This window comes from Glaciecola sp. KUL10 (assembly GCF_003203515.1).
Classification (GTDB): domain Bacteria; phylum Pseudomonadota; class Gammaproteobacteria; order Enterobacterales; family Alteromonadaceae; genus Glaciecola.
Map to the genome: position 1 here is coordinate 61,694 of NZ_BGNG01000001.1, position 15,139 is coordinate 76,832.

A 15,139-nucleotide genomic window follows, 5' to 3' on the forward strand; every position below is an offset into this window, starting at 1 on the left:
TTGATTTGTCGTTAAAACTGAAAAGTGATCTAATCAATATTCTACCCTTTCGGCTAACTATCTTTGTTTACTAGGCTTCCATTTTTTAGGCTTTCGCTCAGTTCGATTGGCTAATTCGTTATGGCCTTGATTGTCGCTAAATCGAGTTAATCCTTTTTGAGCTTTGGCAGCTTTGCTTGTCTTACTTTTAGCATGCGCCTTATTTATAGATTTCCGAGCATTTTCTCTCGCATCACGACCCTTTAGTTCGTCTTTACCTTCAGGTGGAACCAAGCATTTTTTGCTATGGCCAATCAGATGCGCTTTACCCATATCGGTCAATGCTTTTCTGAGTAAAGGCCAATTAGCCGAATCGTGATACCTCAAAAATGCACGGTGCAAGCGTCGGTGAATTTCACCTTTGGCTACTTCTACCGCTTCGCTTTTATGCGTCACTTTATGAATCGGATTCTTATTAGTGTGGTACATCGTTGTTGCATTTGCCATCGGCGATGGGTAAAAATTTTGAACCTGATCAAGCTTGAAATTGCGTTCTTTTAACCATAACGCTAGGTTCAACATATCTTCATCAGTGGTACCCGGATGAGCAGAAATAAAGTAGGGGATGAGATACTGTTCTTTGCCCGCTTCTTTTGAATACTTTTCAAATAGCTCCTTAAAGCGATCGTAAGTCCCCATGCCTGGTTTCATCATTTTGTCTAAGGGCGCTTTTTCGGTGTGCTCGGGCGCGATTTTTAAGTATCCACCGACGTGATGCGTGACCAATTCTTTGACGTAATTTGGATCTTCAATTGCCAAGTCGTAGCGTACGCCAGATGCAATTAGGACTTTTTTCACACCCTCTACTTTTCTAGCCTTTTTGTATAGCTCGACTGTTGGCGTTTGATCGGTATCTAAATGCCCACAAATCGATGGCCAAACGCAGGATAGTCGACGGCATGCTTGTTCTGCTTTCGCGCTTTTGCATCGAAGTTTGTACATATTCGCAGTGGGGCCGCCAAGGTCCGAAATAACGCCTGTAAAGCCGGGAACTTTGTCACGGATTTGTTCGATTTCTCTAATAATTGATTCTTCAGAACGACTTTGAATAACTCGTCCTTCATGCTCTGTAATAGAACAGAATGTACAGCCACCAAAACAACCACGCATAATATTCACGGAGGTTTTAATCATGTCATATGCAGGTATTTTTGCTTTACCGTAACTAGGGTGGGGAACACGTGCATAAGGCAAATCAAACACCGCATCCATTTCTTCGGTTTCAAGCGGGTAAGCAGGTGGGTTTATCCAAATGATACGATCGCCGTGACGCTGCGCTAATGCGCGCGCGCAACCTGGATTCGTTTCTTTATGCAAAATTCTTGAAGTATGCGCATAAAGTGTTTTTTCTGCGCGCACTACATCGTATGGAGGCAATAATACGTAGGTCTTTTCCCAAGGTTTGCGGCGCTCTTTTTTACGATGTTTTTGAATGACGATAGGTTGGGCTTTTTCTGCCTCAATGGCGGCTTGCTTGTCTTCTTCAGATGCAATGGCACATTTGTCTTCGATATATTCATATGGGCTAACGATAGGATCAATTTTCCCTATCGTATCGACATGTGTTGAATCGACACCTTGCCAACCTGGAAGCGGTTCTTTTCGGATAACTGCCGTGCCACGTATGTCTTGCATTTGATCAATCGTTTCACCATTTGCAAAACGGCTAGCCATTTCCAATAGGGGACGTTCCGCATTACCAAACATCAGCATATCGGCTTTGGAGTCAAACAACACGCTGCGACGCACTTTATCCGACCAATAATCATAGTGGGCAATACGTCGAAGACTGGCTTCAATTCCACCGATTACAACAGGCTTTTTATAGGCTTCTTTACAACGTTGTGTATAGACCGTTACCGCGCGATCTGGACGCTTGCCACCAACGTTATTTGGCGTGTATGCGTCATCGTGTCGCAACTTGCGATCAGCAGTATAACGGTTGATCATTGAGTCCATATTACCCGCAGTCACTCCAAAGAATAAATTAGGCTCGCCCAACTTCATAAAATCATCTTTTGAATGCCAATCAGGTTGAGAAATAATGCCCACCCTAAAGCCTTGAGCTTCAAGTGTGCGACCTATTACTGCCATACCAAAGCTTGGATGATCCACATAAGCATCTCCGGTGACAATGATGATGTCACAACTGTCCCAACCCAATATATCCATTTCAATGCGTGACATGGGTAAAAATGGCGCATGGCCGTAACATTCAGCCCAATATTTTGGATAAGAAAACAGACTTCTTTCAGCCTTCATTCTGGCTGTTGGTTTGGCTTTAGAAACGCGTTGAGGACTTGGCATGTTTGACTACTGTGTGTGTGCAATATTCATTGCAATTATAACCATGGCGGATTATATCAGATTCTGCGGAAAGGTGATTGTTTTGGTTTTTGAGCGATGTTTTTTCTATCGAGTTGTCGTACTAAAGAACATTCAGCGCGTCAGATAGACCTTTTCCCTTTATAAAATCTTATGCCACAAGGACGTAGAATCAGAAGCGGGCAAGGATGCCGAAAAGCGGTTTTATAAAGGGAAAAGGTCTATCTGGCAAAAGCTGAATAAAACTTACGGAGCGCTTTGTTAATTTTGAAAAGTCTATAATAATTAAGACGAAAAGGTTGAGGCTTATACCCCAACCTAGTTTTAACTTACAAATCAATATTCAACCGAGTCCCCATGCCAGGCCCCAACACAATTGCGTTAAGCAGCAAGCGGTTAGTACCTAAGGCCGCGCCACGGAAATTAGGTTGTCCAGAAAATAGAATTACTTGGCCGTTCCCTAGACGCTCACGTGTTAGGTAAGCTGAGTTTGCAATGCGTTGAGCGGCTTCAGGCCATAACAGGCCACTCATACGCACATACAAATCTTTGTTCTCAGGCAATGTATACCAAGCAAATGCTTCATCAGCAGCTTCAGTTTTACCTTTTTTATCTTGATAAACACCAACGCTTACTACCACTTCCGCATTTTGGGGGGCGATCATAACAGGCTGATCGCTGTACAAGAGTGGCAATACAGGATTAACGCCAAAGCTTAACCAGTGTTGCTGGTCTACGTTACCCGCCACCATGGCACCTGAAGGCATGAATAATTTTTGCCATTCATCACGCTTTTCAAGTTCATCTTTCTTAAGTGGTTTTGGTGTGCTCGTCCAAGGGTAAGTGACATCAGTGACTAATTTGTTAGTTTTGATCTGCTCAGTTTTATAGACAGGAGATTCCGCCAATAGTCTGCGATGTAAAGCTAAATTATAGTCACCGGCCTCTTCAAAAATATCTGATACTGCTTTGATACGACTAAGTCCATTTTTGCCAATTAGTGCTGCACTTGAATTGTCATGCGCAATTAAAGTACCGCCTTCTTGAACCCACGATTTAACTTTATTGACGACTGCTTCGCTAACGCGCCAAGCTGATGGCATCACTAATACGTTGTATCTGCGTAAGTCTGTACGAGCAATATCAGATAGGCCAATGTGCGAATGTCTGATACCCAAGTTACTATCGACGCTATACCAAGTAGAACCAGCATCTAAGCTACTTACGCCGCTTTGTGTCACTATTGCTAGTTGCGGTTTTGAGAGCAGAACAAAGTGGTCGCCGCCCCATTCTGGCATCTCGCCTGTGCCATAGCCTGTCGTGATAGAAGATACATTTAGGCCAAGTTCATCTTTGGTTTGATTAACGATATCGAGGTAGTTTGCTAGCTTAACGTTATCTGTCACAGTGACAACGATATCTCCTCGTCCAACACTCACATTGCCTAGCTGAGTCGCTTTATCGACGGCACGCACAATCACACCTTGTTCCATGAGTCTTGCGGCAAAGGCTAGAGATTTGTCATCGGCACCAGACACTGACCAAGCGATAGCGTTGGTATCGATATCACTTTGTGTAATCGCTGCTGCCGTGTACTCAGTAATATTTTTAGTGATGTTTTGAGGAACGGTCAGTGCTTCAAGTCCATACATCATGGTGAGATTCCATGCCGTGGTGTCATACATCACCGATCGGCCTTCACGAAGTACTTTTTGGCGCTCTTCCATAATGACTTCAGGTAAGATACCCGCATCAAACTCCATGATTGCTGCCAATAATCTGGCTTCGGGTTGCTTATTGGGAATCACCAAACTGCCCTCAGGTACAGTGGTGTCGAGCACTTGTCCTAAGTGGTTCTTCGCTTTCTTTACTTTAAAAATGCTAGTGGCTTGATAAACTTCAATATCTTGAGCCTGCAGAATATCAACCAGTCTTTGTGTTCGGCTGTGATTTTCATTGGCCAGTACAACAAAACTTTGTTTTGAGTAACGACTGTTTGAACCTAAGACACTCTTTCGATCTTGCCAATAGTCCTTATACATATCTTTTGAGTAGCGCGCTAAGCTTTCAAGGTTTGCAATCGTTGATACAAACTGGTGATGAACCGATTCTTTATAGGTTTGCACGGTGCCTTCAGGACGTCTTACACCATCTTCCGCCATGCGGCTTTGCTCATATAAAATGTGAGTTGAGCCACGATACTCAGCGTAGTTTGAATAACCGGGGTAGAGGTTTTCAAACCATTCACCTGTGTAGTAACGCCAGCCCTTTTTATCAAAAGCTGTGCCTTGTTCGACTGAGAATGTTTGCGCCCATTTTTTAACAGCAGGCGATAAGTTAAAATTCTTGGGTTCTCTTGCTGGCCCAAACAAATAGGTATCTTGTGCCCCCATTTCATGGCCATCAATCATCAGTTGAGGCCTGAATTTATTAATCAACTCAACACGGCCTCTGGTTTCAGGTTGTGTTAAGTAAAAGAAATCTCTATTTAGATCAAAAAAGTAGTGGTTTGATCGTCCAAAAGGCCAATCGCCTCTGTGCAATAAGGATTGATCATCTACATTAGGCGCCGTTCCTCGATATTGTTCGAGTGATTTAGAAAAGCGAGACCGCCCATCTGGATTCATCATCGGATCTATCACGATGATCATGTCGTCTAATAAATCAGTGGTTGCTTTGCTTTGATCTGCCGCCAAGTGATATATAGCGGCTAAGGCCGCATCAGCACCAGAGGTTTCATTGCCATGAATTGAATACGCCATCCATGCAGTTGCAGGCAGTCGATCAATAATCGCTTGAGCTTGAGCATCGCTGGTTTTTCTGGAATCTGATAAGGCAGTAATGTCTTTGTTGATATCGTCTAGTTTTGCTAGATTCTCAGGAGTTGACATATATATCGCATACAAGGGCCGACCTTCATGGCTTTTTGCGTATTCAACAACCTTCATTCTGTCTGATTGCGTTTTCCATACTTCAATTGCTTTCGATATCTCGGCTGGCGAAGCGACGCGATGACCCACTTCAAAGCCAATTATTTGATCAGGGTGTGTAATCGAATCAGAATATTCGCCTGTCAACATCGAAACTTGATAATCAATATCAGCAGAGTAGGTGGGTTTCATGATAACCCCAGCATTGGCAGATAAGCCTATGGCACTGCTAAGCGCAAGCGCGACTAAGCTATTTTTCAACGTATTAGCGTTGATGAATTTCATGGTGCTTTCCTTGTTGGTTTGTCTTTATTGTTTTAATTATATTTTCTGTCGTTTTTGAATTGATTTAACTCTAATTTTCGTGAGGAACGATAGTGGCAAAGAGTTAATTCTCATCATTAATATAATGAGAGTTCCAATAAGAGTACACAATGACCCTAAAATAAAAAAGCCTTGGTAGTAAAAAAAGGATAGACATAACAAAGCGGGTGTACCAAATAGGTGCACCCGCTTTGTTCTAACTGATTAGTTATTGTTTATGCTAACTCGGCCAAACATAGTTCTTCATCAATCTGCTTACACCAAGCTTTGACGCGCTCTTCAGTAAGTTCGGGCTGACGATCTTCATCAATACCTAAACCTACGAAGTGATCATCGTCGGCCATGCCTTTAGACGCTTCGAAATCATAACCTTCAGTTGACCATTGACCGACAAGAATCGCGCCTTTTGGCTCAACAATATCTCGTACCATGCCCATTGCGTCTAAAAAGTACTCTGCATAGTCTTCTTGATCACCGCAGCCAAAAATCGCGACTAGTTTGTCTTCAAAATCAATTTCTTCTAAGTCTGGGAAGAAATCATCCCAATCACACTGAGCTTCGCCGTAGTACCATGTAGGGATGCCGAAGATCAATAAGTCATATTCAGCGATTTGCTCTTTGCTGCTTTTAGCAATATCGTGCACGTCGATCAGTTGCTTACCTAGCTCTTTCTGAATCATCTTTGCAACGTGCTCTGTGTTACCAGTATCACTGCCAAAAAATAGCCCTACACTTGCCATTTACCACCTCGTCAACTAATGCGAACGCTTCACTTTATTTCTGAATTATTCAGAATGTTTATTTATGAAACGCCAGCCGATAAATAAAATACTTGTATAATACCTTTGGCAAGAAAACCTAAGGCACCCAAGCCTAGTACCCCGTATGCGACCACTCGACCGATCATCGGTACTTTGTTCTTTTTAAGCACATCATGCACTGCCATGCCCATCAAACCGAATAGCACAACCAGTGATATATTCATCACGATTGCTTCGATATGTTGGTAAGTCTCTGGACTCATTTTTAGCCTCGGCTTCAATTTTGAGCGCGGATAGTATCAAAATAACGCTCTTAATTGAAGAATAAGCAAGCTAAAAATGACTTTAATTTGTTATTAAACGTCACGCTTAGTTGTCAAGTAATACGCGGCTTAACAAGGTATTAACAAGTTGTGTTTTTTCTGCATGCAGCCAGTGCCCAGCAGGCACAATTTTCGCCTTTGCCTTTGGAAATTGCTCAAGAATTGTAGATTGATGCTCAGGTAAAATATAATCAGAGTTGGCACCTTTGACAAAGGTAATGTCACCTTCAAAGAGAACGCCATTAAATGGCCAATCAATCAGGATGTGATAATCACGCTCTAATAAAGGTAAATTAAAGCGCCACTTCCAATTTTTATCTTCGTCTTGATAAAGACTTTTTAATAAAAAGGCTATAACACCAGGCTCTACAATATATTTAGCCATTTTTTCTTGTGCTTGCTTGCGACCCGTCAACTTACTTAAATCTACGTTTCCAAGCCCGTTTAACACGTTTGTGTGGCGTATACCATACTTCACTGGCGCAATGTCTAAAACTGCTACATTATCGAATAACGTGCTATCCAAATGAGCCGCTAGCATACTGACTTTGCCACCCAGTGAATGCCCCACTAAATAGGCCTTTTCGATACCTGCATTTCTAATCGTCGCGACTAACTGTTCAGCCGCATTTTGAAACGACCATATTTGCGTGCGAGGGGACTTACCATGATCAGGTAAATCCACACTCAATACATGCATGTGATCTTCAAAATGGCGTCTAATCACCGACAAGTTGTCGCTATTTCCAAATAAGCCATGGACGAGCACTAAACTTGGCTTGCTTTTTTCTAGCTTGCCGTAAGATTGCGAATATAACAGTGTCATCCAGTACTCTTTTTACATGTTTGGATAATTAGGACCACCAGCACCTTCCGGCACCACCCAATTGATATTTTGGTTGGGGTCTTTAATATCACAGGTTTTACAATGAACGCAATTTTGAGCGTTGATTTGTAATGTTTTTTCACCTTCTGTTTCGACTATCTCGTATACGCCTGCTGGACAGTAACGTTGGGCCGGCTCATCGTATTTTGGCAAGTTTATTTGAATTGGGATCGACTTGTCTTTTAGTACAAGATGGCAAGGTTGGTCTTCTTCGTGATTTGTATTTGATAAAAACACTGACGATAACTTGTCAAAACTCAAAACACCATCAGGCTTAGGATAGCTGATTGTTGGCATGTCAGAAGCGTTCTTCAAGGTCACGTGGTCTGGTGTTGAATCTTCAAGACTAACAGGAAGTTTACCGCCACATATATTCTGGTCAAGCGTGTTAAATACGCCACCGCCAAAGGTACCAAACTTGTGAATTGCAGCACCAAAGTTTCTTGAACGGTATAATTCGTCATAGAGCCAAGAGGCTTTAAAGTTGTCTGCAAAACTAGTTAAATCAGCTTGTGGCGTTTCTTTTGCTATTTCTGCAAATATCGTTTCGGCCGCTATTAAGCCTGACTTCATAGCAGTGTGGTTGCCTTTTATTTTTGAGAAGTTGAGTGTGCCCGCGTCGCAACCCACTAATAAGCCGCCAGGAAAATGCATTTTAGGCAATGATTGAAAACCGCCTTTAGCGATTGCACGTGCACCATACGTTACGCGTTTTCCGCCTTTTAGCGTATCAGCAATAACGGGATGATGCTTCAAGCGCTGAAACTCGTCAAACGGGCTGAGGTGAGGGTTTTCATAGTTTAAATCAACAATCAAACCGACAAACACTTGATTGTTTTCTGCGTGATAGAGATAGCTCCCCCCCGTCGCATCATTTAACGGCCAACCAGCCGTATGAACCACCAATCCTTCTTGGTGTTGCTCAGGTGGAACATCCCAAATTTCTTTAAACCCGATGGCATAATGTTGCGGTGAGGAATCTTTGGTAAGTTCAAATTTTTCCATAATTTGTTTACCCAAATGCCCACGGCAACCTTCTGCAAATACGGTATATTTTGCGGTAAGTAACATGCCGGGCATGTAACCATCTTTTTCCTCACCTGATTCTGATACGCCCATATCACCGGTGATCACACCGCCGACGCTACCGTCTTCGTTGTAATGAACATTCGCAGCAGCAAAGCCCGGGAAAACCTCTACGCCAAGCGATTCAGCTTGTTCAGCAAGCCAGCGACACATATTGGCCATACTTGCGATATAATTCCCTTTGTTATGCATGGTTTTTGGCGTAATGATATTTGGAAGTTTGGTCGCGCTTGTTTCATTTTTGAGCAGATAAATATGATCTTCAGTCACCTCAGTGCTCAAAGGCGCGCCTTTTTCTTTCCAATCGGGGAATAATTCATCTAAGGCTCGTGTCTCAAATACTGCGCCTGACAAGATATGAGCGCCAACTTCGGAGCCTTTTTCAAGCACGCAAACGTTTAATTCTTGATTGTTTTCGTTTGCTAATTGCTTTAGTTTACAGGCAGTTGAGAGCCCTGAAGGACCTGCTCCAACTACGATAACATCAAACTCCATGACTTCTCTTTCCATTATAAACTCCCGTACAAATCAGACCAGTTATAGTCAGGTATTAGTAATTCGAATACGACTTGTTGTCAAATTCTTGTAAAATCAATGTTCCAATAAAGATCATATTCTATTGGCGGCAAAGGTAATCTAGGTTGACGTTTACGTCAACTGCAAGTAAATTCCTGTTCACTTTTTGAATTCACCGTCTATCTTTAAAATATGCTATGACGATGTATTTATAATGGAACGAAAGCGCGCCAAGTACGAATAGTATTTGTTTATGACAAGCAATTTTTTATTTAAATGCCGCGAGAAGGGGTGATTATGAAGATTTTAGTTCCGGTCAAACGGGCAATAGATTACAACGTAAAAGTACGAGTTAAGCCTGATAATAGTGGCGTGGATTTGAATAACGTGAAAATGGCGATTAATCCATTTTGTGAAATCGCGATTGAAGAAGCTATTCGCTTGAAGGAAAAAGGCGTCGCAACAGAAGTAGTTGTCGTGTCTGTAGGCGACAAGGCGGTGCAAGAACAAATTCGCACGGGTTTAGCCTTAGGTGCTGATCGCGGTATTCATATTGAAACTGAGGCGGGTGCAGTGGTTGATTCATTGCAAGTTGCCAAGTTATTACAAAAAGTGGTGGAAGCTGAATCACCGGATTTAGTCATTCTTGGTAAACAGTCTATCGACTCAGATAATAACCAAACAGGTCAAATGCTCGCAGCTTTAACTGGTATGCCTCAAGGTACTTTTGCTTCTGAAGTTAATGTTGCTGACGGTAAGGTTAATGTAACTCGCGAAATCGATGGCGGTTTGCAAACAGTTGCATTGTCATTACCTGCAGTAGTTACCACAGATCTTCGCTTGAATGAGCCTCGCTATGCTTCTTTGCCTAATATTATGAAAGCAAAGAGAAAGCCCCTTGATGTGAAGCCGGTGAGTGAGTTTGGTATTAGCATTGAATCCAGTGTGAAAACATTGAAGGTTGAAGCGCCAGCTCAACGCAGTGGTGGTGTAAAAGTGGCAGATGTTGCCGAGTTGGTCGAAAAGTTAAAAAATGAAGCGAAGGTGATCTAATGACAGTTTTAGTATATGCAGAACACGATAACAGCACATTAAAACCAGAAACTAATAAGTTAGTAACCGCTGCTTTGGGTGCATCAGATGATGTAGTAGTCCTTGTTGCAGGCACTAGCTGTGCAGATGTTGCACAAGCCGCTGCTAAAGTATCAGGTGTCAGCAAAGTATTAGTTGCAGATAACGCAGTTTACGAACATCAATTGCCAGAAAATATTGCTGATTTAGTGATCGAATTAAGCGGTGATTACTCGCATATCTTTGCTGCGGCTACCACAACAGGCAAAAACTTTATGCCACGCGTTGCAGCACTCTTAGATGTTGCTCAAATTTCAGACATTATTAAAGTAGAATCAGACGACACGTTTGTGCGTCCTATCTATGCAGGTAATGCTATCGCAACTGTTCAGTCATCTGATAACAAAAAAGTCGTCACAGTACGTGCCGCTTCGTTTGATGCTGCAGCCAACGACGGCAGTGCAGAAGTTGTGTCAATCGACAATGCCATCGCGTCTGATAAGTCATCTTATGTGTCGGCTGAGTTAACCGAGTCCGAACGTCCAGAGCTTACCGCTGCTGAGGTTATCATTTCAGGTGGCCGTGGTATGCAAAATGGTGATAATTTTGCGCTACTTAATGGCATTGCTGATAAACTGGGGGCTGCGATCGGTGCCTCTAGAGCAGCTGTTGATGCCGGCTTTGTGCCAAATGATATGCAAGTAGGGCAAACGGGTAAAATCGTGGCGCCACAGCTTTATATCGCAGTCGGTATTTCTGGCGCGATTCAGCATCTTGCAGGTATGAAAGACTCTAAAGTCATTGTTGCGATTAATAAAGACGAAGAAGCTCCAATATTCTCGGTTGCAGATTATGGTTTAGTGGGTGATTTGTTCACTGTACTTCCTGAGCTAGAAGGTGCACTTTAAATTTTACTGACGTTTTTATTCATCATTCACGTTCAATGTTGAATAAAAACTAGTTAAAATAAAGCGTTATGATATATTTTAAGCCGCTGAGGTTTCCCCTCAGCGGCTTTTTTGTTTGCGTAAGTCTTTATTAAAGCGTTTCGAACACGCAATGTGCAGCATAAGTTAGCGGCAAGGTAAAAGCGTAGTTCAACATCAATCAAACAAGGATCTTTTTAATGTCATCAAAAGGCCAAACCCTTTCATGTGATTCTCCAGCGTTAACACAGGGTTTATTAACTGTTGAAACAGCATTATCAGTGATTTTTGATTCAATCAAGCCTGTTACAGAGACCGAATTAGTTGAGTTGCCAAACCTAGTTAATCGAGTATTAGCAAATGATATTAGTTCTCCCATCAATGTTCCGCCTTTTGACAATTCTGCGATGGATGGGTATGCAGTAAGAAGTGAAGACTTTAGCGAAAATGCAGAAGTGAAACACTTCACAATTGTCGGCACCGCGTTTGCTGGCGAACCATTTCAAGGAAAAATATCAGAATACGAATGTGTTCGAATAATGACTGGCGGAGTACTTCCTAAAGGCGCAGACGCAGTCATTATGCAAGAAAATGCTGAACGTGATAATAGTTTGGCAAGCAAAGTGAGTTTTACTTCTATCCCAAAATCAGGGCTTGCTGTTCGCAGAGCGGGAGAAGACATTGCTGAAAACTCACTAGTGTTTCACAAAGGCCACTTAATTAAGCCAATAGATTTGGGCTTGCTCGCATCTTTAGGTATCGAAAAAACCTTGGTGTACAAAAAAATCAGTGTTGGAATTGTGTCAACCGGCGATGAGTTGATGCAACCCGGAAGCACACTTAAGGCGGGAGAGATTTATGATAGTAATCGTTTTGTGCTTGAAGCTTTGCTGCGTGATAAAGGCTTTGATGTTCAAAACTATGGCGTATTAAAAGACGATAGAGAACTTATTAAAACCTGCTTTTTAAAAGCATCAAAAGAAGTTGATGTATTGTTAAGTTCTGGCGGCGTCTCGGTCGGCGAGGCTGATTATACCAAGGATGTGTTAGACGAATTAGGCACAGTTGGGTTTTGGAAAATTGCAATGAAACCCGGCAAACCACTTGCTTTTGGACAACTAGGTAATGCTCATTTTATTGGGCTTCCGGGTAATCCCGTGTCTTCAGTTGTTACCTTTCAGCAAATAGCGCTTGCTGCATTAAGGCATCTGTCTGGTAGTTTGAATACCGCAATTGCGACTCACAAGGCGGTATTAGCCAAAACCTTTTTTAAGCGAGCTGGGCGCACTGATTTTCAGCGCGGTATTGCCTATACAAATGAAAAAGGTGAATTGTTGGTTAAGCCGATGCCAAAGCAAAATTCTGGCGTTTTAAGTTCAATTGCCTTTGCTAATTGTTATGTGATTTTACCCCAAGATAATGGAAAAATGGATGCGGGTGAAATTGTCAATATTCAACTTTTTTCTGATATCTAGACCTTGAACGTTTATCCGCTTTATAAAATGCGTTTTAACTTACGTGAATTGTCGGGTTCGCTGGGTGACTTAGGTCTGTTTATCCCAATCGTGCTGGCGGTATGTATTAGTACTGATATGCATATTGGCGTTGTATTAATTGCCGCAGGTGCAATGAACATTGCAACGGGTTTTCTATTTAATCAACCCATCCCTGTTCAGCCTATGAAAGCAATAGCGGCTGTCGCGATTGCAGATGGCCTCAACCAATCGCAATTAATGGCGTCTGGTTTGCTTATGGGGGTAATTTTACTTTTGCTCGCTCACACTGGCTGGTTGCGATGTGTTGTTGATAAAGTGCCAAAAGTTTTAATTCGCGGTATACAAGTTGGGGTGGGTTTAAAACTGATATTACTTGCTTTTGAATGGGTAAGTGAAATGGCTTTTATTGGTTCTGGTGCAGGGTTTTCATGGTTTGATACTAGTTTAAGTGCAATCGTCATCTTGCTCGTGTTGTTGTTAAGTCTAAAGTCAAAGTTTCCCGTTTTACTGTTTATCGTTTCGTTAGGCTTGTTATATGTGGGACTTACTCATGCTCTCAATTACGACGATTCAAGCTATCAGTCATTTCAATATCATTTTAAAACTTTGAGCTTTCCGCAAGCAAACGACGTCGCCTATTCATTTTGGTACGCAGTACTTCCACAGCTTCCGCTGACTTTACTCAACTCAGTCATCGCGATTTGTGCCTTAAGCGCCGATTATTTTCCTAAAAACGCAATTGGCACGGACAAAATGGCATCAAGTGTGGCTTGGATGAATATCGTTTGTTCACCATTTGGCGCACTGCCAATGTGCCATGGTGCTTCAGGGCTAGCCGCTCAATATCAATTTGGTGCTCGTACTGGTGGAAGTATTGTTATGTTAGGGATGATCAAGATAATACTAGCCTTGTTATTTACTGGTTTTTTAATTCAAGCGATGAGCGTTTATCCAAAGTCTGTTCTCGCGCCACTATTGATTGTAGCGGGTCTGTCACTTTGTAAATCTGCTTGGTCTGAAAGACAACAGCTTAACTTATGGGTATTTGCCGCAACGGTTGCAGGCATTGTATTTGTTAATACGCTGGTTGGTTTTGTGGTTGGGATTTTATGCCTCTCGTTGTTTTGGTTGTTCAAGCAAAAAGATAAATCAAATTTAAAATAAGGCAACAGATCCTTATACGGTCAAAAGGAGACGAAAATGCAAGTAAGCGATATAAAAGCATTTATACCGAGCAAGAATTTTGAAAAATCCAAGCAGTTTTATACAGAAATTGGCTTTGAATTGATGCCCGTTAATGACGAATTAGCGTTGTTTCAAAATGGCGAATGCCTATTTTTCTTGCAAAACTTCTATCAAGAAGCACTGGCTGAAAACTTCATGCTTCAGATTTGCGTTGAAGATATTCAAACAGCCTTTGAGCTGTGCCGTAAAAGTCAGCACAAAAGCAAAATTAGCGATATTTCAAATGAGCATTGGGGAAGAGTGTTCTATCTTTGGGGCCCAAGTGGTGAATTACTGCATATGACCCAACTGAACAAATAAAAAGCCGACAATGATTAGAGAAGCAAAAGAAAACGACTGGGACGACATTTGGCCTATCTTTAAAGAGGTTGTTAGACTAGGTAATACCTATGCTTTCGATCCAGATATAAATAAGCAAAATGCTTTTGAGTTATGGATGAGCTTGCCTCGCAAAACCTATGTTTACGTGCAAGGTAACGAAGTATTAGGCACCTATTATTTAAAGACGAATCAAGCTGGGCCCGGTGCGCATGTCTGCAATTGTGGGTATATGGTTTCCGAAAATGCGAGAGGTAAGGGAATTGCTCGTCAAATGTGTGAACACTCTCAACTACAAGCAATTTCATTAGGATACCGTGCAATGCAGTTTAATTTTGTGGTTTCTAGCAATACAAACGCGATTACTCTATGGCATAAACTTGGTTTTAAAAGCGTTGGGACCTTGCCAAACGCATTTAACCACCCATCTTTGGGTTTTATTGATGCATTTATTATGTATAAAGCGTTAGAGTGAAAAATGACTCACGAACAGTTTAATCAATTTTGTTCCGAATTTATGGCGACGACTTATGTCCAACAGTGGGGCGGGTCGCATGTGTGGAAAGTTGCCGGAAAAGTGTTTGCTTTGGGCACTGTAACCAAACAAGGCACTCCGGCATACACATTCAAAACATCGCCTCTAAATTTTGACTTTCTATCGCACCATGAAAGCTACATACCCGCTCCTTACATGGCGAGTCGCGGGATGAAGTGGATTCAACAAATAGAACAAAGTGAAACCTTGGATGAAGAGTTGCGTTATTACATCGATGCATCTTACAAATTAGTTTGTCAGGGCCTATCGAAGAAAAAGCGTGTTGAGTTTGGTATTTCTTTAGAAGATGACTAAAGTTTTTAGAAATTTTAAAGATACAGTAAATACATGAAAAACC

13 protein-coding genes are annotated in these 15,139 nt (G+C 42.0%); 7 read left to right on the top strand and 6 right to left on the bottom strand.

The annotated features are described in order from the left end of the window. Positions 1-57: 57 nt before the first annotated feature. From KUL10_RS00310 to KUL10_RS00335, 6 genes are all read right to left on the bottom strand, one after another. Positions 58-2,346 (bottom strand): YgiQ family radical SAM protein, encoded by a 2,289-nt coding sequence (locus KUL10_RS00310; protein ID WP_110426918.1) that lies wholly within the window; start codon positions 2,344-2,346, stop codon positions 58-60. A 347-nt stretch (positions 2,347-2,693) separates the two neighbouring features. Beyond that, positions 2,694-5,579 carry a M14 family metallopeptidase gene (locus KUL10_RS00315; RefSeq protein WP_110426919.1) on the bottom strand — a complete coding sequence of 962 codons (2,886 nt, stop codon included), beginning with the start codon at positions 5,577-5,579 and terminating at the stop codon, positions 2,694-2,696. Between the two features lie 254 nt (positions 5,580-5,833). Beyond that, positions 5,834-6,358, bottom strand: coding sequence for a flavodoxin FldA (gene fldA / locus KUL10_RS00320; RefSeq protein ID WP_110426920.1), 525 nt, complete (start codon positions 6,356-6,358; stop codon positions 5,834-5,836). 62 nt (positions 6,359-6,420) lie between these two features. Next, positions 6,421-6,642 carry a DUF2788 domain-containing protein gene (locus KUL10_RS00325; protein ID WP_110426921.1) on the bottom strand — a complete coding sequence of 74 codons (222 nt, stop codon included), beginning with the start codon at positions 6,640-6,642 and terminating at the stop codon, positions 6,421-6,423. Positions 6,643-6,748: 106 nt separating this feature from the next. Beyond that, entirely contained in the window at positions 6,749-7,528 is a 780-nt protein-coding gene (locus KUL10_RS00330) for an alpha/beta fold hydrolase (RefSeq protein WP_110426922.1), read from the bottom strand. Between the two features lie 12 nt (positions 7,529-7,540). After that, positions 7,541-9,184, bottom strand: a complete 1,644-nt coding sequence (locus KUL10_RS00335; protein ID WP_110426923.1) for an electron transfer flavoprotein-ubiquinone oxidoreductase — start codon at positions 9,182-9,184, stop codon at positions 7,541-7,543. Positions 9,185-9,487: 303 nt separating this feature from the next. Between KUL10_RS00335 and KUL10_RS00340 the strand changes: the two genes are divergently transcribed. The 7 genes from KUL10_RS00340 to KUL10_RS00370 all read left to right on the top strand — a co-directional run bounded on the left by KUL10_RS00340 (position 9,488) and on the right by KUL10_RS00370 (position 15,096). Beyond that, positions 9,488-10,243, top strand: coding sequence for an electron transfer flavoprotein subunit beta/FixA family protein (locus KUL10_RS00340; protein ID WP_110426924.1), 756 nt, complete (start codon positions 9,488-9,490; stop codon positions 10,241-10,243). Next, complete coding sequence (locus KUL10_RS00345; RefSeq protein WP_110426925.1) at positions 10,243-11,169, top strand: electron transfer flavoprotein subunit alpha/FixB family protein; 927 nt, start codon at positions 10,243-10,245, stop codon at positions 11,167-11,169. Before KUL10_RS00340 ends, KUL10_RS00345 begins: the two co-directional genes overlap by 1 nt. A gap of 218 nt (positions 11,170-11,387) precedes the next feature. After that, positions 11,388-12,662 (top strand): gephyrin-like molybdotransferase Glp, encoded by a 1,275-nt coding sequence (gene glp, locus KUL10_RS00350; RefSeq protein ID WP_110426926.1) that lies wholly within the window; start codon positions 11,388-11,390, stop codon positions 12,660-12,662. 27 nt (positions 12,663-12,689) lie between these two features. Next, a complete protein-coding gene (locus KUL10_RS00355) occupies positions 12,690-13,847 on the top strand; it encodes a putative sulfate/molybdate transporter (RefSeq protein WP_110426927.1) in 1,158 nt (385 codons plus the stop codon). A gap of 36 nt (positions 13,848-13,883) precedes the next feature. Further along, positions 13,884-14,228 (top strand): lactoylglutathione lyase, encoded by a 345-nt coding sequence (locus KUL10_RS00360; protein WP_110426928.1) that lies wholly within the window; start codon positions 13,884-13,886, stop codon positions 14,226-14,228. A gap of 10 nt (positions 14,229-14,238) precedes the next feature. Then, a complete protein-coding gene (locus tag KUL10_RS00365) occupies positions 14,239-14,721 on the top strand; it encodes a GNAT family N-acetyltransferase (RefSeq protein WP_110426929.1) in 483 nt (160 codons plus the stop codon). 3 nt (positions 14,722-14,724) lie between these two features. Beyond that, positions 14,725-15,096 carry an MmcQ/YjbR family DNA-binding protein gene (locus tag KUL10_RS00370; RefSeq protein WP_110426930.1) on the top strand — a complete coding sequence of 124 codons (372 nt, stop codon included), beginning with the start codon at positions 14,725-14,727 and terminating at the stop codon, positions 15,094-15,096. Positions 15,097-15,139: the final 43 nt, after the last annotated feature.

Coding starts and splice junctions, on each gene's coding strand:
- KUL10_RS00365 (WP_110426929.1), top strand. CDS start 14,239: ATGATTAGAGAAGCAAAAGAAAACGACTGGGACGACATTTGGCCTATC.
- fldA (WP_110426920.1), bottom strand. CDS start 6,358: ATGGCAAGTGTAGGGCTATTTTTTGGCAGTGATACTGGTAACACAGAG.
- glp (WP_110426926.1), top strand. CDS start 11,388: ATGTCATCAAAAGGCCAAACCCTTTCATGTGATTCTCCAGCGTTAACA.
- KUL10_RS00325 (WP_110426921.1), bottom strand. CDS start 6,642: ATGAGTCCAGAGACTTACCAACATATCGAAGCAATCGTGATGAATATA.
- KUL10_RS00340 (WP_110426924.1), top strand. CDS start 9,488: ATGAAGATTTTAGTTCCGGTCAAACGGGCAATAGATTACAACGTAAAA.
- KUL10_RS00315 (WP_110426919.1), bottom strand. CDS start 5,579: ATGAAATTCATCAACGCTAATACGTTGAAAAATAGCTTAGTCGCGCTT.
- KUL10_RS00335 (WP_110426923.1), bottom strand. CDS start 9,184: ATGGAAAGAGAAGTCATGGAGTTTGATGTTATCGTAGTTGGAGCAGGT.
- KUL10_RS00330 (WP_110426922.1), bottom strand. CDS start 7,528: ATGACACTGTTATATTCGCAATCTTACGGCAAGCTAGAAAAAAGCAAG.
- KUL10_RS00370 (WP_110426930.1), top strand. CDS start 14,725: ATGACTCACGAACAGTTTAATCAATTTTGTTCCGAATTTATGGCGACG.
- KUL10_RS00345 (WP_110426925.1), top strand. CDS start 10,243: ATGACAGTTTTAGTATATGCAGAACACGATAACAGCACATTAAAACCA.
- KUL10_RS00310 (WP_110426918.1), bottom strand. CDS start 2,346: ATGCCAAGTCCTCAACGCGTTTCTAAAGCCAAACCAACAGCCAGAATG.
- KUL10_RS00355 (WP_110426927.1), top strand. CDS start 12,690: ATGCGTTTTAACTTACGTGAATTGTCGGGTTCGCTGGGTGACTTAGGT.
- KUL10_RS00360 (WP_110426928.1), top strand. CDS start 13,884: ATGCAAGTAAGCGATATAAAAGCATTTATACCGAGCAAGAATTTTGAA.